Source organism: Kitasatospora indigofera, from assembly GCF_014655955.1.
GTDB lineage: Bacteria > Actinomycetota > Actinomycetes > Streptomycetales > Streptomycetaceae > Kitasatospora > Kitasatospora indigofera.
This window is the reverse complement of the sequence record NZ_BNBO01000003.1, coordinates 17,282-42,683: the sequence shown is the minus strand read 5'-3', so window position 1 is coordinate 42,683 and position 25,402 is coordinate 17,282. Positions and strand designations below refer to the sequence as shown.

Below are 25,402 nucleotides of genomic sequence, written 5' to 3'. Positions count from 1 at the left end.
GGGAGCGTCAGCTGACGTTGACGCCGCTCCAGGCCGCCGCCACCGCGTTGTACTCGGTGGAGGAGGCGCCGTACAGGTCGGTCGCCGCCTTCAGGGTCGCCGTGCGGGCGGCCTTGTAGTTGGTGGTGGAGGTCATGTAGACGGTCAGCGCCCGGTACCAGATCGCCGCGGCCTTGGTGCGGCCGATGCCGGTCAGGGTCGAGCCGTTGGACGTCGGGCTGTTGTAGCTGACGCCGTTGATGGTCTTCGCGCCGCTGCCCTCGGACAGCAGGTAGAAGAAGTGGTTGGCGACACCGGACGAGTAGTGGACGTCCTTGTTGCCGACCGTGGAGGACCAGTAGTCCGCGGACCCGCCGTCCTTGGAGGGCTTGTCCATGTAGCGCAGCGGGGTGCCGTTCCCGTTGATGTTGATCTTCTCGCCGATGAGGTAGTCCGGCACGTCCGAGGGCAGGTTGGCGTACCACTCGACCATGGTGCCGAAGATGTCCGAGGTGGCCTCGTTGAGGCCGCCGGACTCGCCCGAGTAGTTCAGGCCGGCGGTGGCGGCGGTGACGCCGTGGCTCATCTCGTGCCCGGCCACGTCCAGCGCGGTCAGCGGGTGGGTGTTGCTGGCGCCGTCGCCGTAGGTCATGCAGAAGCAGGAGTCGTCCCAGAAGGCGTTCACGTAGTTGTTGCCGTAGTGGACCCGGCTGTACGCGCCGACGCCGTTGTTCTTGATGCCGTTGCGGCCGAAGGTGTTCTTGTAGTAGTCCCAGGTCGCGGCCACGCCGTACTGGGCGTCCACGGCGGCCGACTGGCCGTTGGAGACGGTGCCGTCGCCCCAGGCGTTGTCGGCGTCGGTGTAGAGGGTCCCGGTGCCGGACGTCTTGTGCTTGAGGTCGGTGGTGTACTGGCCGCCGCGGGTGGCGTCCTTCAGCTGGTACGTCGAGCCGCTCAGCGTGGTGGTCAACGGGACGGAGCCGACGAAGACGCCCTTGCCGGTGCCGCTCGCGGTCTGGATGTCCTCGTGGGTGGCGAGCACCTCGCCGCTGGCCGCGTCGGTGACCAGGGTCTGCCGGCTCGGGGTGCCGTCGGCCCGCAGGCCCTCGACCACGGTCTGGTAGGCGAGCCGCGGGCTGCCGGACGCGGCCCAGACGACCAGCTTCGCGGAGCCGGCCCGGCCGACCTCCTTCAGCGGCTGCTCGTCCTTGTCGGCGGCGACGCCGACGGTGGCTGCCACGGCTCCGGCGGCCTGCGCGGTGGCCTTGTCCGCGGACAGGGCGGGGGTGAGGCTCGGCAGCGACAGCTGCCCCTCGACGGCCTTGTCGACCGAGGTCACCGAGCCGTCGGCGCGCTGGTGCACGATCAGGTCGCCGCCGAGCACCGGCAGCCCGCCGAGGGTGCGCTCGTAGCGCAGGTGGCGGGCTCCGTCGGCGTCCACCACGGCGTCCTTGGCGACGAGCTGCTCCTGGCCGCCGAGCGTCAGGGCCTTGGCCAGCTGCACGGACTGGCCGTTCGCGAGGGCGATCAGGGTGGCGCGCTGCTGGGCGGCCTGGGCCTGCGGGGCGGGCACGGGGCCGGCCTGGGCCGTGGCGCTCACCTGGATGACGCCGGTGAGCAGGGCGGTGGCGGAGAGTACGGCGCCGGCTGCGAGCTTTCGCTTCACGTACGGATTCCTTCCGGGACAACCGCTTGTGCGCGGTCGCGCGCCGCGCTCCGGGGCACCGGGGTTAGTGCCTTGGGGCGGAACGGGCGCTGACGTGCTGCTCCGTGCGGTCACGCGGCAGCGGCCGCTGGGGTGGGCGGCGACTGCCGTACGGGGCTGGCCAGAAGCATGACAATCCATGAAGTGAAATGACAGGTCTTGCTCATCGATTGGCCACAGCTCGCCAAATCCGGCGCCGGCGTCCGACCGGTGGACGGGCCTCGACGCGTCCCCGGCCGGAGGTTTCGTCCCTGCTGACGGCCGGGTCGGCGGCGAACCGGTGAACGCCCCCGCTTCGCCGGACGGTTGACGCCGGTTCACACCCTTGTAATGTCCTGGTATGTACCTGCGTGAGTGCTTGGCGAGATCCCGCCAGCGCCCCGGGCTTGTCCACCATCAGGGACGCCTGGTACCCGCCCCCGTGCCCGCCGGTACGGTAAGGACGTGGCCAAGCCCCTCGCACTCGACTTCGACCCGATCGCCCGCGCCGACGAACTCTGGACCCGCCGCTGGGGCGGCGTCCCCTCGATGGCGGCGATCACCTCGGTCATGCGCGCCCACCAGATCCTGCTCGCCAGGGTCGACGCCGTGCTCAAGCCGTACGGGCTGACCTTCGCCCGCTACGAGGCCCTGGTGCTGCTCACCTTCAGCCGGACCGGCGAACTCTCGCTCTCCAAGATCGGCGAGCGGCTGATGGTGCACCCCACCAGCGTCACCAACACCGTCGACCGGCTGGAGCGGGCCGGCCTGGTGGCCCGCCGGCCCAACCCGCTGGACGGCCGCGGCGTGCTCGCCTCGATCACCGACCGCGGCCGCCAGGTCGTCGAGGAGGCGACCAGGGAGCTGGTCGCGATGGAGTTCGGCATGGAGGACTACGACGCCGACCAGTGCCGGCAGGTGTTCGACCTGCTCAGGCCGCTGCGGGTGTCGGCGGGCGACTTCGTCCCGGCCGAGGAGCAGGCCGACCGCTGACCGGCCCCGCCCGCCCCGCGCTCCGGGGGCCCGGCCGGGGGCCCGGCCGGGGGTCCGGCCGCCGGCCGCGCCACGGCGGGGGCGGGCGCGGGGCGGTACCGGGCGGCGGCTACCCTCGGGGGAGCGGTGCGCAGATCCGGACGTACCAACCGATCTTGCCGAGCGAGGCGATGTAGGAATGAAGGCGACCCCCCTGCTGGGCTGGTACCGGGCCCTGGCCGTGGCGACCGGCTGTGCGCTGCTGGTCTTCTGCGGCTTCATGGTGGCGAAGTACGGCTTCGGCGCGGCCGAAGAGATCACCACCTACGTGGCGATGCTCCACGGCTACCTCTACATCGGGTACTTCGTGGTCACGTTCCTGCTCGGCCAGAAGCTCAAGTGGCCGCTGGGCCGCCTGGTCTTCACGCTGGCCGCGGGCTGCATCCCGTTCGCCTCCTTCGTGGCCGAGCGCCGCGTGGTGCGCGAGGCCGCCGAGCAGGCCCCGGCCGGGGCCGTGCAGCAGACCGCCGGCGTCTGACCGGACCGCCGGGCCGTACGCGTCGAGGGCGCCCCTCCCCCCAGCCCGGGGGAGGGGCGCTTTCGCGTGCCCGCCGCATGCCCGCGCGGGGCCGGTGCGGGCGCCGGCCGGGGTGCCGCCGGGCGCTGCCGGCGCTGCCTGGCGTGGTGCCATCGACAATTACTAGGACATCCTAGTAAATTGGCAGGACGTCCTACCAGCTTTGCCGCCCCGACGCAGTGGCGGCCGTACGGAGCGGAGTTCGGCTCAATGGACGCCGAAGAGATCGAGCGCGGCAGACAGCGCTGGCAGCAGCGCTACGACAACGCGCGCAAGCGCGACGCGGACTTCAGCACGCTCTCCGGCGACGAGGTCGCGCCGATGTACGGCCCGCCGCCCGGCCAGCCCGTCGAGGGCTTCGAGCGGATCGGCTGGCCCGGCGAGTACCCCTACACCCGGGGCCTGCACGCCACCGGCTACCGCGGCCGGACCTGGACCATCCGCCAGTTCGCCGGCTTCGGCAACGCCGAGCAGACCAACGAGCGCTACCGGATGATCCTGGAGGCGGGCGGCGGCGGCCTCTCGGTCGCCTTCGACATGCCGACCCTGATGGGCTACGACTCCGACGACGCCAAGTCGCTCGGCGAGGTGGGCCACTGCGGCGTCGCCATCGACTCGGCCGCCGACATGGAGGTGCTCTTCAAGGGCATCCCGCTCGGCGAGGTCACCACCTCGATGACGATCAGCGGCCCGGCCGTGCCGATCTTCTGCATGTACCTGGTCGCGGCCGAACGCCAGGGCGTCGACCCCGCGGTGCTCAACGGCACCCTGCAGACCGACATCTTCAAGGAGTACATCGCGCAGAAGGAGTGGCTCTTCGCCCCCGAGCCGCACCTGCGCCTGATCGGCGACCTGATGGCGTACTGCGCCGAGGGCATCCCCGCGTACAAGCCGCTGTCCGTCTCCGGGTACCACATCCGCGAGGCCGGGGCGACGGCCGCGCAGGAGCTCGCCTACACGCTGGCGGACGGCTTCGCCTACGTCGAGCTGGGCCTGTCGCGCGGGCTGGACGTGGACGTCTTCGCGCCCGGCCTGTCCTTCTTCTTCGACGCGCACCTGGACTTCTTCGAGGAGATCGCCAAGTTCCGCGCCGCCCGCCGGATCTGGGCCCGCTGGATGCGCGACCGCTTCGGCGCCAAGACCGACAAGGCGCAGTGGCTGCGCTTCCACACCCAGACGGCCGGCGTCTCGCTGACCGCGCAGCAGCCGTACAACAACGTGGTCCGCACCGCGGTCGAGGCGCTCTCCGCCGTCCTCGGCGGCACCAACTCGCTGCACACCAACGCCCTGGACGAGACCCTGGCGCTGCCCTCCGAGCAGGCCGCCGAGATCGCCCTGCGCACCCAGCAGGTGCTGATGGAGGAGACCGGCGTCGCCAACGTGGCCGACCCGCTGGGCGGCTCCTGGTACGTCGAGGCGCTGACCGACCGGATCGAGGCGCAGGCGGAGGAGATCTTCGCCCAGATCCTGCGCAAGTCCGAGCAGGCGCACGGGGGCCGGGCGAAGGGCGCCGACGAGCACGAGATCGGCCCGGTCACCACCGGCATCCTGCGCGGGATCGAGGACGGCTGGTTCACCGGCGAGATCGCCGAGGCCGCCTTCGCCTACCAGCAGGCGGTGGAGAAGGGCGACAAGCGCGTCGTCGGCGTCAACTGCCACCCCCGGAGCGTCACCCCCGAGCTGGAGATCCTCCGGGTCAGCCATGAGGTCGAGCGCGAGCAGGTGCGGGTGCTGGCCGCCCGCCGGGCCGCGCGCGACGAGGCGGCCGTCAAGGCGGGGCTGGACGCGATGCTCGCCGCGGCCCGCTCCGGCGAGTCGATGATCCCGCCGATGCTGGACGCCGTGCGGGCCGAGGCGACCCTGGGCGAGATCTGCAACCTGCTCCGCGAGGAGTGGGGCATCTACCGGGAGACCGCCAGGTTCTGACGCCCGGCGGCCGGGCGGCCGACACCTGACCGGACGCCGTCCGGCACCTCGCCCCGGACCGACCCGGGACGGCCCTGCGGCCGTCCCGGGTTCCGGCGTGCCCGGACGCGGGCGGTGCCGCGGCCGGGGCCCGGTGGCGAGCGGCCGGGCACCAGGGCCCGGCGGGCCGGGCCGCCGCGGCGGCGGTCAGGCCGGGCCACCGCCGACGAGGTGCGGGAAGGGGCCGAGCAGCAGGGTGGTGAAGCGGCGGATCCACTCCGGCGTCACCGGCTCGCCGCTGACCAGGATCCGGTGTTCGACGGTGCCCGCGACGGTGTCGAAGATGATGTCGATCTCCTCGGCCGCCGCCTCCTCGTCGAGGTCCGGGTCCAGTTCGCCGCGGGCCTGGGCGTAGGCCCGGCCCTGGCGCACCAGCTGCTTCTGCGGGTCGACGATGGCCTCCCGGATCCGGCGGCGCAGCTGCGGGTCACGGGTGCCCTCGGCGAACAGTGCCAGCAGGGCGGCCTGGGTCTCCGGCCGGGCCAGCAGCTCGGCGAACTCCCGCACCACGGCCTCGATGTCGGCCCGCAGGCTGCCCAGGTCGGCCAGCACCAGTTCGTCGAAGAGGGTGGCGACGGCGTCGACCACCAGCTCGTTCTTGGACGGCCAGCGGCGGTACAGGGTGGTCTTGGCGACCCCGGCGCGGGTGGCGACGTGCCCCATGGTGAGCCCGCCCCAGCCGAGTTCGGCGAGGGTCTCCCGGGTGGCGTCCAGGATCGCGCGGTCGGCGGCGGCGCTGCGCGGCCGGCCCTTGGCCCGGGCGGCGCCCTCCGGGCCCGGGCTCCCCGCGCCGGTGTCCTCCGCCGTGGTGCCGGCGGCGCCCGCGGGGCTCTCCCCGGCCGTGGCCGGCCGGTCCGTCGGCCGCGGGCCGGCGGTGTCCCGGGCCACGGGGAGCTGGGCGGCGGACACCGGGCCTCCTTGCGTTCTACCAGTAAGTAACTTGGGTGGGGGACGTAACGGTAGCGACTGATCGTGCCCGATGGCAGCCGGACGGGCCGCGAAAGTGGGGCAGCTCACGTCCCGCGTTGACGGGATGGGCTTGCGGCGGGGGGCCTCGGTGCAGTTACGCTACGACTCGTAGCGAAAGAGTGACGACCGAGCGCCATTGCTCCTCTGCCGGGGAGCCTCGTGGGACGAGACGGCGCGCGGTGCGGGTGGGGATCCGCACCGGAGGGTTCAGTTTCACCGGGGGCGAGTGTTCCCGCCCGGGGCGGTTCGGGCCACGCAGACCAGCGCGGCGCGACTTTCCCGGCGGATGGCGCCCGCCACCAGCACGGACGGGGGAGGATAGTGCCATGCAGCCACGGAATTCGCATCTGAACAGCTCCGCCCTGCGCGGCGCGGTCGACCTCGCCGCAGTGAAGGCAGCCGGCGAGGCTGCCCAGAAGGCCGAGCAGGCCAGGGCCGAGCGGGCCCGCCAGGCGGCGGCCGCCGAGGAGGCCGGGATCGCCCCGGCCGGCCCGGCCTACCCGCTCGTCATCGACGTCACCGAGGACACCTTCGAGGCCGAGGTCGTCCAGCTCTCGGGCGAGGTCCCGGTCGTCATCGACTTCCGGTCCGGCCGCAGCGCGCTCAGCGCGCAGCTCAGCCCGCTCCTGGAGAGCCTGGCCGAGGAGTACGCCGGCCGGATCGTGCTGGCCCGGATCGACGTGGACGCCAGCCCGGTGATCGCCCAGCAGTTCGGGCTGCAGGCCGTCCCCACCGTGATGGCCGTGGTGGCCGGGCAGCTGGTGCCCCTGTTCCAGGGCGCCGAGAGCGAGTCCAACATCCGCCAGGTGCTGGACCAGCTGATCATGGTGGCCGAGCAGCGGTTCGGCGTGGTCGGCGGCGCGGGCGCGGGCGCGCCGGCCGGTGGCGAGCAGCTCCCGCAGGTGCCCGAGGACCCGGCGCTGGCCGCCGCGCACGACGCGCTGGACCGCGGCGACCTGGGCGGCGCGATCCAGGCCTACCAGAACGTGCTGCTGGACCAGCCCGGCAACACCGAGGCCAAGCTCGGCCTGGCCCAGGCGCAGCTGCTGCGCCGGGTGGAGGCCTTCGACCCGCAGGCCGTCCGGGCGGCGGCGGCCGCCGACCCCAAGGATGTCGCGGCCCAGCTGGACGCGGCGGACCTGGACCTGGTGGGCGGGCACGTCGAGGACGCCTTCGGGCGCCTGGTGAGCACCGTCGGCCGGACCTTCGGGGACGACCGCGACAAGGCCCGGCTGCGGTTGCTGGAGCTCTTCGAGGTGATCGGCACCGATGACTCGCGGGTCACCGCGGCCCGCGGCGCGCTGGCCCGGGTGCTCTTCTGACCCCTGCCGGACGGCTCTTCGGGGCTCGTCCGGGCCCGGCCGGCCCGGCCGGTCGCCGAGCGGGCTGGCACGGCGGATGACCTGCGGTGTCGCTGGCGATTTGGCGACATTCCGGTCATCCCCGCCGAGGTTTACCAAATCTTGACAACACCCCTGGACGGTCACCGATGGTGACCGTCCAGGGGTGTTTCCTCGGTGTTTCTGGGGGATTTCCCCGGCGCGAATCCTTCATTTCGTCACACTGGGTGCACGGCGGGTCAAAACCATGATCAACGTCTCCTGTTGTTGGATTACCCGTCAGTAACGAACCTCTTGTGCTTCGCCCGGGATTCAAGCACGATCGGCGACGCCTGGTCCCCACACTTCACCTCCCGGCAGCCGGCCGGAGAAGCGGAGCACGGGATCCCCACCGGGCAAGCCGACGGCTCCGGCCGCCGGCGGGGAGGGCAGGGGGGTATCCGCGGTCCCACGGCGGTTCCTGTCCTTCGAACGGCCGCGCAGCCCGCGCGGTCGCTGGTTGTCGCTCGGGGGTGATCGCCGATGTCGTCGGCCGTACCCGCCATCCCACAGGTGGCCGGTGCAGGACCGGGAGTGCCGTCACGGACGGCCGCGCCCGACTCCGACGGCACTCATGGCGCTCTCCGCTACCGAGGACGTAGCTCTCTCCCATCCCAGGCCACCGCCGGTGCGGCAAGCACCGGGAGGTGCCGGAGATGTACGTCCTAGAAGGAGGACTCGCATGTCCCAGACTTATGGCAAGACCCGCTGGAAGCGCTTCGCCCTGGTGATGCTCCCGAGCCTGGCGGCCACCGGTGCCATCGGTGTCGGCCTGGCCAACAGCGCCCTGGCCGCCTCGTTCAGCATCTCCGGCCAGAGCTTCAAGGTCACCGCCGAGGAGCTGCACGGCGAGAAGTTCGCCCAGTTCGGCACGATCGACGTGCAGAAGAACAACACCACGGTGCCGGTCGCGGTCTCCGCGTTCGACACCGCGACCATCAAGAAGATGTGCCAGTCGGTCGTCACCGACCCGAACATCATCCCGCTGCCGTTCAAGCTCCCGGTGATCACCCTGCGCCTGGAGGCCGGTGACAACCCGGACCCGAAGAAGCAGGTCGTCGCGACCAACCTGCTGATCGACCTGGACGAGCTGTACGCGGACGCCGAGTTCACCAACATCAACATCGGCCAGGACGCGTCCACCCTCACGGGCACCGCCACCAAGGACTGGAAGTCCGCCCTGGGCGGCACCAAGCCCACCGGTGGCGTCGGCTTCGCCCAGGCCGCCGACAAGGCCGACCTGTACAACGTGAAGCAGCGTGCCTGGGCCACCTCGGCCGGCAACTTCAAGCTGAACGGCCTGAGCCTCAAGCTCTACACCGACAGCGGCCACGAGTGCTACTGAGCCGATGACCGCGGGCGCGCCTGAGGGCGCGGCCGGGTAGCAGGCCCGGCGGCCGGGAGCGGCGTACAGACGCCGCTCCCGGCCGCATCACCCATTTTTTTCCTACCTCGTTCACATCATCGAGGAGCTGCACCATGTCCAGCGCAACGGCCGACGCGTGGTCCCAAGGCGAGAACCTCTTCACCCGGTTGCGGCTGCGGTTCCGTAGCTGGCGCCGCACCCGGCCGTTCTGGGCCGGGCTACTGGCCATGATCGCCGGCGTTCCGATCATGTACCTCCCCTACGCCCACCTCTCCCTCGGCGGCATGACGGTGGCGATGTCCACCACGGCCGGCGCGGGCTCGCTGATCATCGGCATCCTGCTGATCGTGCTCGGCCTCACCGCCTGGTACCAGCCGGCCGTCCGGGTCTTCGCCGGTGTGGCCACCACCCTGCTCACCCTGGTCTCCATCCCGGTCTCCAACCTGGCCGGCTTCGGCCTGGCGCTGATCCCGGGCCTGGTCGGCGGCGGGCTGATGGTCTCCTGGGCGCCGCTCAAGGAGCGGGCCGCCACCGACCTGCCGGCCGCCGAGGGCACCGACGCCGACGGCGACGAGGCCGCCGGGTACGCCGCCGAGGAGGCCGCGACCGAGGTCGTGCCGGCCGTCGCCGAGCAGGCCGACGCCGGGCCCGCCCAGGGCCCCAAGCACGCCGCCCCGGCCGCCCGTGCCGACATCCCCGCCCAGGCCGGGGAACCGGAGGAGGCGCGGTGACCACGGAGGACCGCACCGAGCCCGAGACCCCGGGCGGACGTTCCGGTGCCCGGCACGCGGCCCCGCGGGTCTCGGCCCGCAGCCGGCTGCGCGGGCGGGCGCTCGCGATGGCCGCGGTGCCGACCGCGCTGCTGATGGGGGCCGTCTACACGCCCTCGATCGCCTCGGCCGACACCCCGGTCGGCAAGGCCTGCGCCAGCGCGCCGGACCTCGCCCCGTCCAGCCAGGCGCCGGAGCCCGCCCAGGACACCGTCCTGTCGGAGACGCCGGTGCCCAAGAACGAACTCACGCCGCTGCCCGGCCCGTCCCTGCCGGGGTCCGAGGCGCCCGGCACGGCCACCGGCGGGAGCCCCGCCCCGACCACCGCCCCGGCGCCCTCCACGTCCGCCGCGCAGAGCCCCGCCGCGCAGGCCCCGGCCGCCAGGAGCGGCACCGCCACCGGCGGCCAGGTGGTCGGTGCGGCGTACGTGGTGCCCGCCGCGGGCACCGCCGGCGCCCCGGCCGTGGCGCAGGCCGGCCTGATCGGCGACATCATCGGCGGCATCGGCGATCTGCTGACCCCCGGCGACAAGGCGAGCCCCTCGCCGTCCGCCTCGCCCTCGCCCTCCGCGGCCGCACCGCTCGGCGCCAGGGCGGCGGCGGCCCCCGCGCAGCCCGCCGCCGGCACGGCCCCGGCCACTGCGGCGCCGTCCCCGGACGCCACCGCCAAGGCCACCCCGAAGGCGACCACCGGTCCCAAGGCCACCACCGGCGCCAAGCCGGCGGCGAGCTCCCCGGCGGCCGCCCCGAGCGGCTCGCCGAAGCCGACGGCCTCGCCGACCGCGAACCCGAACTGCGCGGTGGACACCAGCTCGGTGGCCGCCCGCGCGGCGGCCGGCGGCGACGTCGTCCCGGAGCAGAACTGGACGCTGCGCAGCAGCCGGCTGGGCCTGCACGGCGCGGTGTTCAACGGCGTGTACGACGTCCGGACGGTGGCGGGCACCAAGCGGGTGCTGAAGTTCACCGTCTCCAGCGTCGACATCGAGAACCTCGACATGTCGACCTTGCAGGGCAACGGCAAGACCTTCCACGTCAAGGGCGGTCCCGGGACCACCTCGACGATGCGCAACGGTCCGGTCACCATGTACGTGGAGCGGCTCTCCGGCCACCTGTCGAAGCTGCTCGGCCTGCCGATCCCGATCGACCTGGGCGAGATCACCCTCACCCCGGACACCCTGCCGCGCTGGCTCTGGGACCTGATCGGCGCCGTCCCGATCCCGCTCGACATCGAGCTCACCAAGGTCGAGGCGGTCCAGGCCGGCCAGTTCCGCGGCACGCTCAAGATCCCCGGCATGCACCTCTACAAGGACGACGAGCCCTACACCAACTGACGGGCCGTCCAGCCTCGTTCGTCACCCTCCCCAGGCCCGGCCGGCCCACCCGGCCGGGCCTGGGGCGTGCTGCCCCCGCCCGGCCCTGCCCGGGGCCGGGAACGGCCCGCCCGGTCCGGCCCCGGGAACGCCGCAGGGCGGCCCCTCCGGCATCGGAGGGGCCGCCCTGCGGGCGTCGGGCGCCGGCTCAGACGTCGGCGCGCGTGCCCAGGTGGTGCACCTGGACCATGTTGGTGTTGCCGGGGACGCCGGGGGGCGAACCGGCGGTGACGATCACGGTGTCGCCCTCGGTGAGGTCGCCCATGCGCAGCAGCTCGCGGTCGACCTGGAGCACCATCTCGTCGGTCGAGCCGACCTGCTCGGTCACGTGCGACTCGACGCCCCAGCTCAGGGTGAGCTGGTTGCGGGTGGCGGCGTCCGGGGTGAACGCGACCACCGGGATCGGCGAGCGGTAGCGCGACAGCCGGCGGGCCGTGTCACCGGACTTGGTGAAGGCGACCAGCGACTTGGCGTTGAGGAAGTCGCCCAGCTCGCACGCGGCGCGGGCGATCGAGCCGCCCTGGGTGCGCGGCTTGCGGCCCGGGTTCAGCGGCTGCAGGCCCTGCTCCAGCAGCTGCTCCTCGGCGGTCTCGGCGATCCGGCTCATGGTGCGCACGGTCTCGACCGGGAACTTGCCGACGCTCGACTCGGCGGACAGCATGACCGCGTCGGCACCGTCCAGGATGGCGTTGGCGACGTCGGAGGCCTCGGCGCGGGTCGGGCGCGAGGCGTGGATCATCGACTCCATCATCTGGGTGGCGACGATGACCGGCTTCGCGTTGCGGCGGGCCAGGGTGATCAGCTGCTTCTGGACCAGCGGCACCCGCTCCAGCGGGTACTCGACGGCGAGGTCGCCACGGGCGACCATGATGGCGTCGAAGGCGAGGACGATCTCCTCCATCGCCTCGACGGCCTGCGGCTTCTCGATCTTGGCGATGACCGGCACGCGGATGCCGACCTCGTCCATCACCTTGTGCACGTCGTCGATGTCCGCGGCGTTTCGGACGAAGGACAGCGCGACCATGTCGACGCCCAGCTCCAGCGCGAAGCGCAGGTCGTCCTTGTCCTTCTCGGACAGGGCGGGGACGTTGACGGCGGCACCGGGGAGGTTGATGCCCTTGTTGTTCGAGAGCACGCCGCCCTCGACGACGACGGTCTTCACGCGGGGGCCGTCGACGCTGACGACCTCCAGCGCGATGACGCCGTCGTTGATCAGAACCGGGTCGCCGGGCTTCACGTCGCCGGGCAGGCCCTTGTAGGTGGTACCGCAGATGTGCTGGTCACCGGGGACGTCCTCGGTGGTGATGGTGAACTCGTCGCCGTTGTCGACGGTCACCGGTCCGTTGGCGAAGGTCGCCAGGCGGATCTTCGGACCCTGCAGGTCGGCGAGGATGCCGATCGGGCGTCCGGTGTCCTCGGACACCTGGCGGACCTTGCGGTACCGCTCCTCGTGCTCCGGGTGGGAGCCGTGGCTCATGTTGAGTCGGGCGACGTTCATGCCCGCCTCGACGATGGCCTTCAGCTGTTCGTAGGAGTCCGTCGCCGGACCCAGGGTGCAGACAATTTTCGCTCGGCGCATATGGGTCAGTCTATCCGTTCGTGTTATGGGGGCATTCGGCGCGAATCACCAGGGATCGCCGACGAAGCATTCCGAAGGGTGGGACGACGCGTGGACCAGCGGTCTTCTCAGGCCCCCGTGCGGACCAGCGCGAAGGCCTGGCGGGCGATCTCCAGCTCCTCGTCGGTGGGCACCACGGCGACGGTCACCCGCGGAGCCCCCCCGGTGCGGAGGAATTCCGGGGAGATCACCCGGGCCCGGTCGGAGCGGATCGAGTTCAGCGCCGGGTCCACCGCGATGCCCAGCGCCTCCAGGCCGGCCGTCGCCGCGGCCCGCACCGGCGCCGCGTTCTCGCCGACGCCCGCCGTGAACGCGATCGCGTCCACCCGGCCGAGCACCGCGTAGTAGGCGCCGATGTACTTGCGCAGCCGGTGGACGTACACCTCGAACGCCAGCCGGGCGTCCGCGTCGCCCTCCTCGGAGCGGCGCAGGATCTCCCGCATGTCGTTGTCCCCGCACAGGCCGAGCAGGCCGCTGCGGCGGTTCAGCAGGTCGTCGATCTCGTCGACCGACAGCCCGCCGACCCGGTGCAGGTGGAACACCACGCCGGCGTCGACGTCGCCGGACCGGGTGCCCATCACCAGCCCCTCCAGCGGGGTGAGCCCCATCGAGGTCTCCACGCAGCGCCCGCCCGCCACCGCCGAGGCGGAGCCGCCGTTGCCCAGGTGCAGCACGATCACGTTGACCTCGGCCGGGTCCTTGCCCAGCAGCCGGGCGGTGGCCCGCGAGACGTACTGGTGGGAGGTGCCGTGGAAGCCGTAGCGGCGCACCCGGTGCTCGTCCGCGACCTGCCGGTCGATCGCGTACCGGGCCGCGTGCTCGGGCATGCCGGTGTGGAAGGCGGTGTCGAAGACGGCCACCTGCGGCAGGTCCGGCCGCAGCGCCCGGGCCACCTCGATGCCGGTGATGTTGGCCGGGTTGTGCAGCGGCGCGACCGGGATCAGCCGGCGGATCTCGGCCAGCACCTCGTCGGTGACCAGGGTCGGCTCGGTGAACCGGAGCCCGCCGTGCACCACCCGGTGGCCGATCGCGGCGAGTTCCGGGGAGTCCAGGTCGAGGCCGTCGGCGGCCAGCTCCCCGGCGACGGCCTTCAGCGCCGCGCCGTGGTCGGGGAAGGCCTGCAGCGACTCGCGCCGCTGCCCGCCGGGCGGGGTGTGCACCAGCCGGCCGGCCGGCTCGCCGATCCGCTCCACCAGGCCGGAGGCCTGCCGGGAGCCGTCCAGCATGTCGATCAGCTGGTACTTCACCGAGGACGATCCCGCGTTCAGCACGAGGACCCGGGTGCCTTCGCTCAACTCTGCTGCGCTCCTTCGGGGTTGTCCGTGCCGGGGTCGGTGCCGGCGCCGTCGGCGGGACGGCCGGTCTGCGACTGGATCGCGGTGATGGCCACGGTGTTGACGATGTCCTCGACCAGCGCGCCGCGCGAGAGGTCGTTGACCGGCTTGCGCAGGCCCTGCAGCACCGGGCCGACCGCCACCGCGCCGGCCGACCGCTGGACGGCCTTGTAGGTGTTGTTGCCGGTGTTCAGGTCGGGGAAGACCAGCACCGTCGCCCGCCCGGCCACCGCCGAGCCCGGCAGCTTGGTGGCCGCGACGTGGGCGTCCACCGCCGCGTCGTACTGGATCGGCCCCTCGACCAGGAGGTCCGGGCGCAGCTGCCGGACCAGCTCGGTGGCCTTGCGGACCTTGTCCACGTCCGCGCCCGAGCCGGAGGTGCCGGTGGAGTAGGAGAGCATCGCGACCCGCGGCTCGACGCCGAACTGGGCGGCCGTCTCGGCGGACTGGACGGCGATGTCGGCGAGCTGCTGGGCGTCCGGGTCGGGGTTGACCGCGCAGTCGCCGTAGACCAGCACCTTGTCGGCGAGGCACATGAAGAAGACCGAGGAGACGATGGCGGCGCCCGGCGAGGTCTTGATCACCTCGAAGGCGGGCCGGATGGTCGCGGCGGTGGAGTGCACGGCGCCGGAGACCATGCCGTCGGCGATGCCCTCCTGGACCATCAGGGTGCCGAAGTACGAGACGTCGGTGACCACGTCCAGCGCGAGCTCCACCGTCATGCCCTTGTGGGCGCGGAGCCGGGTGTACAGCTCGGCGAACTGCTGGCGCAGCGGGCTGGTGGCCGGGTCGACGATCCGCAGCCGGGCGCGGTCCCCCGCGGACTCGGCCGGCAGGTCCAGGCCGAGCGAGGAGGCCTTGCGGCGGACCTCCTCCGGGTCGCCGAGCAGGGTGAGGTCGCAGATGTTGCGGCGCAGCAGCACCTCGGCGGCGCGCAGCACCCGCTCCTCGGTGCCCTCCGGCAGGACGACGTGCCGGCGGACGGCGCGGGCCCGCTCCAGCAACTCGTGCTCGAACATCATCGGGGTGACCCGCTCGGACCGGCTCAGCTCGATCCGCTTGGTCAACTCCGCGGTGTCCACGTGCAGTTCGAAGAGGCCCAGGGCGATCTCGGCCTTCCGCGGGCCGGCCGCGTCGAGCCGGCCCTCCAGGTGGGTCAGCGCGGCGGCGGTGATCCAGCTGCCCTCCGGGACGACCGCGACCGGGGTGCCGGGGGCGAGCCGGGCGGCCAGCGCCATCACGTTGGGGCCGGGGTGCTGGCCGAGCGTCAGCAGGACGCCGGCGATCGGCGGGGCGCCGGCCGCGTGCGCGGCCAGCGAGCCGATCACCAGGTCGGCGCGGTCCCCGGGGGTGACCACCAGGGCGCCCTCGGTCAGCGCGGTGAGGAAGGTCGGCAGCATGGCGCCGCCGAAGACGAAGCCGCGGACGTCCCGGGCCAGGCCCGCGGCGTCCCCGAGCAGCAGCTCCGCGCCGGTCGCCTCGACCAGCTGCGCGACCGTCGGGGCGGCGAGGGCCGGCTCCTCGGGGATCACGTACGCCGGGATCGGCAGTTTCTCGGCCAGAGCCCGCAGGACCTCCGGCGCGGCGTCGGGGGCGACCCGGTTGGCGATCATCGCCAGGGTGGCGCAGCCCAGGTCCCGGTAGGCCCGGTAGGCGTTGCGCACCTCGGCGACCACCGCCTGCGCGTCCTCGGCGTGGCCGCCCACCACCGGCAGGACGGCGGCGCCGAACTCGTTGGCCAGGCGGGCGTTGAAGGCCAGTTCGTCGGGGATGTTGGTGCCGGCGAAGTCGGTGCCGAGGATCAGGACGGCCTGGCAGTCGCGCTCCAGCGCGCGGAACCGCTCCACCAGGGCGCCGACCAGCTCGTCCTGGCCCTGCGCCGCCTGCAGGGCGGCCGCCGCCTCGTAGGTGAGGCCGTACATCTCGGTGGTGGGCAGGTCCAGCCGGTAGCGGTCGCGGAGCAGTTCGACCACGTGGTCGCCGCCGGGCGCGTGCGCGTGCACCAGCGGGCGGAAGACGCCGACGCGGTCCACCTGGCGGGTGAGCAGTTCCATGACCCCCAGTTCGACGGCCTGCCGGCCGTCACCCCGGTCGATCCCGGTCACGTACACGCTGCGCGCCACGTGGATGCCTCCGCTTCCTGCTGCCTCAGATGGTCATATTGACCCTACCTTCGCATTTAGGACGGGCGTTTGCACTCGGGTGAATTCCCGGGGCCCGGGCCGGGCCTGGCGGCTCAGTGGTAGAGGTCGGCGCCGACCAGTTCGACCTGGACGACGGTCTCGCCGGGCGAGATCCAGACCTGCACCCTCCGGTCGTCCAGCAGCCAGCCGTGCGGGTGCTGGAGGCATCCGCCGGGGCCCGGGGTCCAGCCTTCGTCGGCGAGCCCGGCCCGCAGCCGCTCGGCGGCCTCGGCGGGTGACTGGCCGGCGGGTGCGGCGAGGGCCAGCGTCCGGCTGCAGCCGCCGAGCGCGCAGCCGGGGGAGGTGCCGCTGTCCGAGGCGATCCGCAGGCCGGGCGGCAGCGGCAGTTCGGCGAGGCCCGGGTAGTACGGATCGCCGAGGAACATCGTCCAGGCCGTCACGCCGACGGCGGCCGCCAGTGTGTGGGCGGCCAGTGCCGCCGCCACCGCTGCGGCCCGGCGGCCGGGCGCGGATCCCGGCCGCGGTCCGCGCAGCCGGCGCTCGGCCAGGGCGCCCGCCGTGATCACCGCGGCGGCCGCGACCGGGTAGCCGGCGTGCGCCTCGACCGCGGCCCGGCTGAAGAGCAGGCCGTGGTCCAGGGCCAGCAGGGCGGCCGCGAGGCCGGCCAGCACGACCCCGGTGGCCGCCCCGACGAGGCGGGTGCGGGCCAGCCGCGCCCAGCAGAGCACGGGCGTCAGGGCGAACAGCCAGAGCAGCAGCACGAACACGACAGCGCCCCCCGCACTGTTGACGATCAGTCTCGCAACCTTAGGGCCGGGCCGGTCCGCCCACAACGGCCGGGGCTGACCGCTGCCGTCCGCCGGCGGGCCCGGCGGCGGTGGCCCGGGGCCGGACGCACGGCAGCACCGGGACGTCCGGCGTCCCGGTGCTGCGTCCCGGTCCCGCGGCGGCGGGCCCGGGCGGGTGTGCTGCCTGTGGTGCGCGGCGGTGCGGGTGCGGTCAGGCCGGGCGCAGCCAGACCGTCGCCAGCGGCGGGAGGACGAGCTCGGCGCTGCGGTCCTGCCCGTTCCAGGAGACCTTCTCGGCCTTCACCGGGCTGGAGTTGGCGATCCCGCTGCCGCCGTACGCCTCGGCATCGGTGTTCAGGGCCTCCTCCCACAGCTGCTCGGAGCCGGCCAGGGTGGGCAGGCCGACCCGGTAGCCGTGCCGCACCACGGGGGAGAAGTTGCAGACGGCCACCAGCGGGGTGCCGTCGGCGGCGTACCGGACGAAGGAGAGCAGGTTGTCCTCGGCGGCGCCGCCGTCCAGCCAGCGGAAGCCGTCGGGGGTGGTGTCCTGCTCCCACAGGGCGGGCGCCTCCAGGTAGGCCCCGTTGAGGTCGCGGACCAGCTCGCGCACCCCCCGGTGGTCGGCGGCACCCGGCCAGTCGTCGGCCAGCACCCACCACTGCGGCCCGTGCTCGTGGTCCCACTCGGCGCCCTGGGCGAACTCCTGTCCCATGAACAGCAGTTGCTTGCCGGGGTGGGCCCACATGAAGCCCAGGTAGGCGCGGTGGTTGGCACGCTGCTGCCACCAGTCGCCGGGCATCTTGGACACCAGCGACTGCTTGCCGTGCACCACCTCGTCGTGCGAGATCGGCAGGACGTAGTTCTCCGAGTACGCGTACACCATCGAGAAGGTGATCTCGTTGTGGTGGTACTTGCGGTGCACCGGCTCCTTGGAGATGTAGACCAGCGAGTCGTGCATCCAGCCCATGTTCCACTTCAGGCCGAAGCCGAGGCCCCCGCTGTCGGTGGGGCGGGTGACGCCGTCCCAGGCGGTGGACTCCTCGGCGATGGTGATCACGCCGGGGCAGCGCCGGTAGACGGTGGCGTTCATCTCCTGGAGGAAGGCCGCGGCGTCCAGGTTCTCCCGGCCGCCGAACTGGTTCGGGGTCCAGGCGCCGCCCTCGCGGGAGTAGTCGAGGTAGAGCATCGAGGCGACGGCGTCCACCCGCAGGCCGTCGATGTGGAACTCCTCGCACCAGTACACCGCGTTGGCGACCAGGAAGTTGCGGACCTCGGTGCGGCCGTAGTCGAACTCCAGGGTGCCCCAGTCGGGGTGCTCGGCCCGCAGCGGGTCGGCGGGCTCGTAGAGCGGCTCGCCGTCGAAGCGGGCGAGCGCGAAGTCGTCCTTGGGGAAGTGCGCCGGCACCCAGTCGACGATCACGCCGATGCCGTGCCGGTGCAGGGTGTCGACCAGGTGGCGGAAGTCGTCCGGGCCGCCCAGCCGGGCGGTCGGCGCGTAGAAGCCGGAGACCTGGTAGCCCCAGGAACCGCCGAAGGGGTGCTCCATCACCGGCATGAACTCCACGTGGGTGAAGTTCAGCTCCTCCAGGTAGCCGGGGAGCACCTCGGCGATCTCGCGGTAGCTGGTGAGGTCGGGCCGCCAGGAGGCGAGGTGCAGCTCGTAGACCGACATCGGCGCGCGGTGGTGGACCACCCGGGCGCGGCGGGCCATCCAGTCGGCGTCCTGCCAGGTGTACGAGGAGGAGGTGACGACGGAGGCGGTGCCGGGCGGGCACTGGGTGGCCCGGGCCAGCGGGTCGGCCTTGTCGAGGGTGCGGCCGTCCCGGGTGCGGATCTCGTACTTGTACTGGGTGCCCTCGGCCAGGCCGGGCACGAAGAGCTCCCAGATGCCGGAGGAGCCCAGCGAGCGCATCGGGTGGCCGGTGCCGTCCCAGTGGTTGAAGTCGCCGATCAGCCGGACGCCGGCCGCGTTCGGGGCCCAGACGGCGAAGGCGGTGCCGTCGACACCGTCCACGGTGCGCAGGTGCGAGCCGAGGGCCCGCCAGAGCTGCTCGTGGCGGCCCTCGGAGATCAGGTGCAGGTCGAGCTCGCCGAGGGTCGGGCGGGCCCGGTAGCCGTCGTACTGCGGCAGCGGGCCGCCACCGGGGTAGGTGACCAGCAGCCGGTGCTCGGCGAGGGTGGCGCGCTGCAGGCCGCTGCCCGGCAGCAGTCCGGTGAACAGGCCGTTCTGCTGGTGGGTGAGTTCGGCCGGGCCCTGGCCGGTCTCCACCACCACCCGCTCGGCGAACGGGCGCAGCACCCGGATCGCGGTGCCGCCGTTGGTCGGGTGGGCGCCGAGCAGGGCGTGCGGGTCGTGGTGCGCGCCGGAGACCAGCCGGTCGACCTCGGAGGGCGGCAGCGGGGCCTCCGGCAGCCGCAGGGCGCCCGCCTGGGCGGCGTCCGCGGCGATGCCGGGCGCGGCCGTGGCCACCGCTTCCGGGCTGACGGGTTCGGCGGCGGCGGGCGCGGTGCTCCCGGGTGCGGCGGCACCCGTCCGGCCGGCGCCGGCCGGACCGCGGCCGGCGGGTGCGGCGTCCGGGCGTCCGGCGCTCGGGGCCGGGGCGGTCTGCTCCGGCTCGGCCCGCTGGGGCACCACGGGCTCTCGCCTCGGTGAGTCCTTGCCCGCGAGGAAGGTCGCGGGTACGGCGGGGGTGGTGGTGCGGCCTGGCAGGTCGAGCGGAGTCACGACGGGGTCCTCCTGCGGGGTCGGTACGGCGGGGGGCGGATCCTGCGGACGGATGGGGCGGACGAGCGGCGCCGACGGACAGGGCCGGTCGGAGGATTCGGGCGGTCGGGCGGTCGGGCGGTCGGGCGGTCGGTCGGGCGGGGACGGATCGGAGGGGCGGTGGGAGGCCCGGCCGGGGACGGACGGCCGGGCTGCCGGGTCAGACGGTCAGGGCCAGCCGGTTGATGGCGGCGAGCGGGATGGGCAGCCAGCTGGGCCGGTGCCTGGCCTCGTACACCACCTCGTACACCGCCTTGTCGATCTCCAGCGCGCGCATCAGCTCCGGCGAGGCCGCCGGGTCGGTGCCCCCGCCGGCCGTGTACCCCGCGCAGTACGCGGTGCGGTTGCGGGCGGCCCAGGCCGCCGCCAGGTGCGCCAGCTCCGGGTCGACCGGGCCGCCGGCCAGCAGGTGCGCGGCGGCGTAGTCGAAGGACCGCAGCATCGCGGCGACGTCCCGCAGGGCGGTCTGCGGCTCCCGGCGCTCGGCCACCGTCTTCGCGGGCTCGCCCTCGAAGTCCAGCAGCACCCAGCCCTGCGGGGTGCGCATCGCCTGGCCCAGGTGCAGGTCGCCGTGGATCCGCTGGACGGGCATGCCGTCCGGGTGGGCGTCCGCGAGCTGCTGGAAGGCGCTGCGCAGTGCGGAGCGGTAGCGCAGCAGGCCGGGGACGGCGGCGACGGCGCTGTCGAGCCGGTCGGCCATCGCGGTGGCGAGCTGTCTGGTCTGGGTGCGGTCCAGGCGGGCCACCGGCATCGAGCGGGCGAGCACCCGGTGCACCTCGGCGGTGGCCCGGCCGAGCCGGTGCGCCTCGATGGCGAAGTTGCCGGGGGACGGGTCGCCCTTGAGCCGGCCGACCTGGTCCAGGGCCAGCTCCCAGCCGTCCTCGGCGTCCGGCAGGTAGCGCTGGAGCAGGCCGAGGGTGGCCGGCTCGGCGCGCTCCAGCCGGCTCTCGAACCAGGCGGCGACCCGCGGGATGCGGGTGGAGCCGGCCCGCGAGAGGGCGAGCGAGAGTTCGAGGTCCGGGTTGGTGCCGGGGCTGATCCGGCGGAACAGCTTGAGGATCAGCGAGGTCCCGTAGATCACCGAGCTGTTGCTCTGCTCGGCGGTGCTGGCCCGGCCCGGCAGGTTGGCGGGCAGGCCGGGGCCCGGGGTGCGGCGGAAGGACAGCGAGCCGAACCGGTCGCCGGTCGCCAGGTGCTCCAGCAGTCGGCCGGTCAGCTCCGGGTCGTGCACCGCGTCGTAGAGCACGGCGCCGTCGTACGGCCCCTGGGTGAGCCGGCCGAGCACGGCGCCCGGGCCGATCCCGGCGGGTTCCTCCGTGCGGGTGCCGAGCAGCAGTTGGTAGATGTCCCCCTGCGGGGTGCCGCCGGTGGCCCCGTGCTCGACCCGCAGCAGCAGGTGCAGCAGTGAGGGGTCGCCGACCTGCAGCGGGGTGCCGACCACCGGCGTGAGGCCGGTGATGGCGCGCCCCTTGCCGGCGTACCAGCGTTGGGTGGGGAGCCAATCGGTGATCAGCGGCAGCGCTGCCTGGATCAGCTCGCTGACTCCCAAGGCGGTTCTGCGTACCCCGGGGCTCCGCGGTCCGGCCGGCACGGCCGTGCCGGTAGGGGTGTCGCGGTGCACATGGGCTTGAGACCGGGAGGTTTCGGACATGACTCCCTTTCCCCGGAAGCGGGCCGACTGCCCGACGGGTCTGGCCGGGCCCGTCAGTCTTCCGGATTTCGGCTGCGCGGCGGCGACGGCACGCGAGCGGGGCTCGGGTGTCACGCCATAGTGTGGTGGGCCGTTGGGCTGTTCTCCGTACGCGGTGGTGCAGGCACCTCCGGGGGCGCGGGCGCGAACTCCCGCGCGCCCCGAAGTGCTTGGGCCCTGGGGCCCAGAGGGACCGTTACTGCAGACCCGTGGGGCGGGCCCCGTCGGGGCGGGGCGGCTTGCGGAGCTGGAACCAGTAGAAGCCGTGCCCCGCGAGGGTGAGCAGGTACGGCCACTCGCCGATCGAGGGGAAGCGCACCCCGCCGATCAGCTCGACCGGGAACCGGCCTCCGTACCGCCGCAGGTCCAGTTCGGTCGGCTGCGCGAACCGCGAGAAGTTGTTCACGCACATGACCAGGTCACCCTCGTACTCGCGCACGAAGGCCAGGACCGCGGGGTTGCTGGACGGGAGCTCGGTGTAGGTGCCGAGGCCGAACGCCGGGTTGAGCTTGCGGATCTCGATCATGCGACGCGTCCAGTGCAGCAGCGAACTCGAACTGCTCTGCTGCGCTTCGACGTTGGTCACCTGATAGCCGTACACCGGGTCCATGATGGGCGGCAGACTGAGCCTGCCCGGGTCGGCGGAGGAGAAACCCGCGTTGCGGTCGGGCGTCCATTGCATCGGGGTGCGCACGCCGTCCCGGTCGCCCAGCCAGATGTTGTCGCCCATGCCGATCTCGTCCCCGTAGTACAGCACCGGGGAGCCGGGCAGCGAGAGCAGCAGGGCCGTGAACAGCTCGATCTGGTTGCGGTCGTTCTCCAGCAGCGGCGCCAGGCGCCGGCGGATGCCCACGTTGGCGCGCATCCGCGGGTCCTTGGCGTACTCCGCGTACATGTAGTCGCGCTCCTCGTCGGTGACCATCTCCAGGGTCAGCTCGTCGTGGTTGCGCAGGAAGATGCCCCACTGGCAGCCGCCGGGGATGGTCGGCGTCTTGGCGAGGATCTCCGAGACCGGGTAGCGGGACTCCCGGCGCACCGCCATGAAGATCCGCGGCATCACCGGGAAGTGGAACGCCATGTGGCACTCGTCGCCGCCGGAGCCGAAGTCGCCGAAGTAGTCGACCACGTCCTCCGGCCACTGGTTGGCCTCGGCCAGCAGCACCGTGTCCGGGTAGTCCGCGTCGATCTCCTTGCGGACCCGGGCGAGGAACTCGTGGGTCTCCGGGAGGTTCTCGCAGTTGGTGCCCTCCCGGGCGAACAGGTACGGCACCGCGTCCAGCCGGAACCCGTCGATCCCGAGGTCCAGCCAGAACCGGAGCCCGGCGATCATCTCCTCCTGGACCCGGGGGTTGTCGTAGTTGAGGTCCGGCTGGTGGGAGAAGAACCGGTGCCAGAAGTACTGCTTGCGCACCGGGTCGTACGTCCAGTTGGAGGTCTCGGTGTCGACGAAGATGATCCGGGCGTCCGGGTACTGCTTGTCGTCGTCGGCCCACATGTAGAAGTCGCCGTACGGGCCGTCCGGGTCCTCCCGGGAGGCCTGGAACCACGGGTGCTGGTCGCTGGTGTGGTTCATCACGAAGTCGATGATCACGCGCATGCCGCGGGCGTGCGCGGCGTCCACGAACTCCATGAAGTCGGCCAGGTCGCCGAACTCCGGGAGCACCGACTTGTAGTCGGCCACGTCGTAGCCGCCGTCGCGCAGCGGGGAGGCGAAGAACGGCGGCAGCCAGAGGCAGTCCACGCCGAGCCACTGCAGGTAGTCGAGTTTGGACGTGAGCCCCTGGAGGTCGCCGACGCCGTCTCCGTTGCTGTCCTGGAAGGACCGCACCAGGACCTCGTAGAAAACCGCACGTTTGAACCACTCCGGGTCCAGGTCCTTCTTCGAGGTCTCGGCGAAGGTGTCGGGGACGGGCTCGTTCACTGTCACGCTGGGTTCCTCCGAACCGTGAGGAGGTGGGCCGGCTCCGCGGAGGGGTCGAGCCGGACGTAGTTGTGCCGGCCCCAGCTGAAGGCGGCGCCGGTGAGCTCGTCGTGCACGGTGTACGGGCCGTCGCCGTCGAGGGTGACGGTGGCCTCCTGGACGTGGTGCGGGTCCAGGTTGACCACGACGATCACGCGGTCGGTGAGGCCGTCCTCGGTGCTCGCGCTCTTGGAGAAGGCCAGCACCTGCTCGTTGTCCGTGGGGTGGAACCGCAGGTCGCGCAGCTGCTGGAGGGCCGGGTGCCGCCGGCGGAGCCGGTTCAGCACGGTCAGCAGCGGGGCGAGGGAGTCGGCGCGGTTCCAGTCCCGCGGGCGCAGCTCGTACTTCTCCGAGTGCAGGTACTCCTCGGAGTCCGGTTCGGCCGGCTCGTTCTCGAACAGCTCGAAGCCGGCGTACACGCCGTAGCTGGGGGACAGCGTGGCGGCCAGGACCGCCCGGACGGCGAAGCCGGCCCGGCCGCCGGTCTGCAGGTGCTCGGGCAGGATGTCCGGGGTGTTCGCGAAGAAGTTGGGCCGCATGTAGGCGGCCGGCTCCCCGGACAGCTCGGTGAGGTACTCGGTCAGTTCCTGCTTGGTGGTGCGCCAGGTGAAGTAGGTGTACGACTGGTGGAACCCGATCTTCCCCAGGGTGTGCATCATGGCCGGCCGGGTGAACGCCTCGGCGAGGAAGACCACGTCGGGGTCGGTGCGGGCGATCTCGCCCAGCACCTTCTCCCAGAACACCACCGGTTTGGTGTGCGGGTTGTCGACCCGGAAGATCCGCACCCCGTGGCCCATCCAGAACCGCAGCAGGCGCAGGGTCTCCTTGACGATGCCGTCGAAGTCCTGGTCGAAGTTGACGGGGTAGATGTCCTGGTACTTCTTCGGGGGGTTCTCGGCGTACGCGATGGTGCCGTCGACGCGGTGGCTGAACCATTCCGGGTGCTTGTTCACCCAGGGGTGGTCGGGGGAGCACTGGAGGGCGAAGTCCAGGGCCACCTCCAGGTGCAGGGCGGTGGCCTCGGCGACGAAGTGGTCGAAGTCCTCGATGGTGCCGAGGTCCGGGTGGATCGCGTCGTGGCCGCCCTCCGGCGAGCCGATCGCCCAGGGGGAGCCGACGTCGTGCCGGCCCGCCGTCAGGGTGTTGTCCGGGCCCTTGCGGAAGGCCCGGCCGATCGGGTGCACGGGGGGCAGGTACACCACGTCGAAGCCCATCGCGGCCACCGCCGGCAGGCGCTCGGCGGCGGTGCGCAGGGTGCCGGAGCGCGGCGGCTCGACACCGGACGGGTCCACCACCGCGCCCTCGGAGCGGGGGAAGAACTCGTACCAGGAGCCGAACAGGGCCCGCTCGCGGTCGACCTGCAGCGGCATCGGGCGGGTCGAGCTGACCAGCTCCCGCAGCGGGTGACGGGCCAGCAGCTCGGTCACCTCGGGGACCAGCGCGGCGGCCAGCCGGGACAGCGGCGGCAGGCCGGGGTCGCGGAGCGCGTCCACGGCCGCCAGGACGTGCGCGCGGCCGTCCTTCTTCGGGACGCCCGCGGCGGCGCGCTCCAGCAGCTGCGCGCCCTCCTCCAGGACCAGCGCGGTGTCGATGCCGGCCGGCAGCTTCACCGCGGCGGCCTTGCGCCAGGTGGCCACCGGGTCGCTCCAGGCCTCGACCAGGAAGGACCAGCGGCCCGTGGCGGTCGGCGTCACGACGGCGCCCCAGCGGTCGGTGCCGGGGGCCAGCTCCCGCATCGGTGTCCAGGGTCCGCTGCGGCCGCGCGGGTCGCGCAGCACCACGTTGGCGTTGACCGCGTCGTGGCCCTCGCGGAACACGGTCGCGGTGACCTCGAAGGCCTCGCCGACCACCGCCTTGGCGGGCCGGCGGCCGGCGTCGACGAGGGGGCTGACGTCCAGGACGGGGATGCGGCCGATCACGGTGTCGCTCTCTGTCGTCTTACGGGCGGAGGTCTTCCGGGTGGTGGTCTTCCGGGGCGTGCTCGCGCTCGGCGCGGCGCTCCGGGCGGCCGCCCCGGTGGTGGTCCGCGCCGCCGCCCGGGCCGGGCCGGCCGGGCCGTCCGCCGAACGGGTG

At 73.0% G+C, this 25,402-nt stretch carries 17 protein-coding genes; 7 read left to right on the top strand and 10 right to left on the bottom strand.

Annotation, left to right across the window (positions count from 1 at the left end):
* Positions 1–7 precede the first annotated feature (7 nt).
* A complete protein-coding gene (locus IE329_RS03970; protein ID WP_229927155.1) occupies positions 8–1,645 on the bottom strand; it encodes a M4 family metallopeptidase in 1,638 nt (545 codons plus the stop codon).
* 483 nt (positions 1,646–2,128) lie between these two features.
* On the opposite strand from IE329_RS03970, the gene IE329_RS03965 reads away from it, so the two are divergent.
* The 3 genes from IE329_RS03965 (at position 2,129) to IE329_RS03955 (ending at position 5,138) form a co-directional block, all read left to right on the top strand.
* Positions 2,129–2,656 carry a MarR family winged helix-turn-helix transcriptional regulator gene (locus tag IE329_RS03965; RefSeq protein ID WP_073926090.1) on the top strand — a complete coding sequence of 176 codons (528 nt, stop codon included), beginning with the start codon at positions 2,129–2,131 and terminating at the stop codon, positions 2,654–2,656.
* Between the two features lie 178 nt (positions 2,657–2,834).
* The gene (locus IE329_RS03960; protein ID WP_190209387.1) at positions 2,835–3,173 is read left to right on the top strand and encodes a DUF3817 domain-containing protein; all 339 of its coding nucleotides are present in this window, start codon (positions 2,835–2,837) and stop codon (positions 3,171–3,173) included.
* Positions 3,174–3,422: 249 nt separating this feature from the next.
* Positions 3,423–5,138, top strand: a complete 1,716-nt coding sequence (locus IE329_RS03955) for an acyl-CoA mutase large subunit family protein (RefSeq protein ID WP_190209386.1) — start codon at positions 3,423–3,425, stop codon at positions 5,136–5,138.
* A gap of 186 nt (positions 5,139–5,324) precedes the next feature.
* Here the strand turns inward: IE329_RS03955 and IE329_RS03950 are convergent, their stop codons facing one another.
* A complete protein-coding gene (locus IE329_RS03950; RefSeq protein WP_229927177.1) occupies positions 5,325–5,894 on the bottom strand; it encodes a TetR/AcrR family transcriptional regulator in 570 nt (189 codons plus the stop codon).
* 578 nt (positions 5,895–6,472) lie between these two features.
* Here IE329_RS03950 and IE329_RS03945 point away from each other — a divergent pair.
* The 4 genes from IE329_RS03945 (at position 6,473) to IE329_RS03930 (ending at position 10,992) form a co-directional block, all read left to right on the top strand.
* The gene (locus tag IE329_RS03945) at positions 6,473–7,468 is read left to right on the top strand and encodes a tetratricopeptide repeat protein (RefSeq protein WP_190209385.1); all 996 of its coding nucleotides are present in this window, start codon (positions 6,473–6,475) and stop codon (positions 7,466–7,468) included.
* 739 nt (positions 7,469–8,207) lie between these two features.
* On the top strand, positions 8,208–8,870 hold the full coding sequence (locus tag IE329_RS03940; protein WP_190209384.1) for a DUF6230 family protein: 663 nt from the start codon (positions 8,208–8,210) through the stop codon (positions 8,868–8,870).
* Between the two features lie 134 nt (positions 8,871–9,004).
* Positions 9,005–9,622, top strand: a complete 618-nt coding sequence (locus IE329_RS03935) for a DUF6114 domain-containing protein (protein WP_229927154.1) — start codon at positions 9,005–9,007, stop codon at positions 9,620–9,622.
* Positions 9,619–10,992 (top strand): hypothetical protein, encoded by a 1,374-nt coding sequence (locus IE329_RS03930; RefSeq protein WP_190209383.1) that lies wholly within the window; start codon positions 9,619–9,621, stop codon positions 10,990–10,992. Before IE329_RS03935 ends, IE329_RS03930 begins: the two co-directional genes overlap by 4 nt.
* A gap of 187 nt (positions 10,993–11,179) precedes the next feature.
* Here the strand turns inward: IE329_RS03930 and pyk are convergent, their stop codons facing one another.
* The 8 genes from pyk to IE329_RS03890 form a co-directional block, all read right to left on the bottom strand.
* A complete protein-coding gene (gene pyk, locus IE329_RS03925) occupies positions 11,180–12,610 on the bottom strand; it encodes a pyruvate kinase (protein ID WP_073926083.1) in 1,431 nt (476 codons plus the stop codon).
* Between the two features lie 107 nt (positions 12,611–12,717).
* Complete coding sequence (locus IE329_RS03920; RefSeq protein ID WP_190209382.1) at positions 12,718–13,944, bottom strand: acetate kinase; 1,227 nt, start codon at positions 13,942–13,944, stop codon at positions 12,718–12,720.
* A complete protein-coding gene (pta, locus tag IE329_RS03915; protein WP_190209381.1) occupies positions 13,941–16,106 on the bottom strand; it encodes a phosphate acetyltransferase in 2,166 nt (721 codons plus the stop codon). Before pta ends, IE329_RS03920 begins: the two co-directional genes overlap by 4 nt.
* A 113-nt stretch (positions 16,107–16,219) precedes the next feature.
* Complete coding sequence (locus IE329_RS03910; protein ID WP_190209380.1) at positions 16,220–16,894, bottom strand: hypothetical protein; 675 nt, start codon at positions 16,892–16,894, stop codon at positions 16,220–16,222.
* A gap of 232 nt (positions 16,895–17,126) precedes the next feature.
* Positions 17,127–19,640: a 1,4-alpha-glucan branching protein GlgB gene (glgB, locus tag IE329_RS03905; RefSeq protein WP_190209379.1), complete on the bottom strand. Its 2,514-nt coding sequence runs from the start codon at positions 19,638–19,640 to the stop codon at positions 17,127–17,129.
* A gap of 199 nt (positions 19,641–19,839) precedes the next feature.
* On the bottom strand, positions 19,840–21,330 hold the full coding sequence (locus IE329_RS03900) for a maltokinase N-terminal cap-like domain-containing protein (protein ID WP_190209378.1): 1,491 nt from the start codon (positions 21,328–21,330) through the stop codon (positions 19,840–19,842).
* Between the two features lie 235 nt (positions 21,331–21,565).
* Positions 21,566–23,296, bottom strand: a complete 1,731-nt coding sequence (treS, locus tag IE329_RS03895) for a maltose alpha-D-glucosyltransferase (RefSeq protein ID WP_190209377.1) — start codon at positions 23,294–23,296, stop codon at positions 21,566–21,568.
* Positions 23,293–25,248: an alpha-1,4-glucan--maltose-1-phosphate maltosyltransferase gene (locus tag IE329_RS03890; protein ID WP_190209578.1), complete on the bottom strand. Its 1,956-nt coding sequence runs from the start codon at positions 25,246–25,248 to the stop codon at positions 23,293–23,295. The genes treS and IE329_RS03890 overlap by 4 nt, the downstream gene beginning before the upstream one ends.
* Between the last annotated feature and the right edge of the window lie 154 nt (positions 25,249–25,402).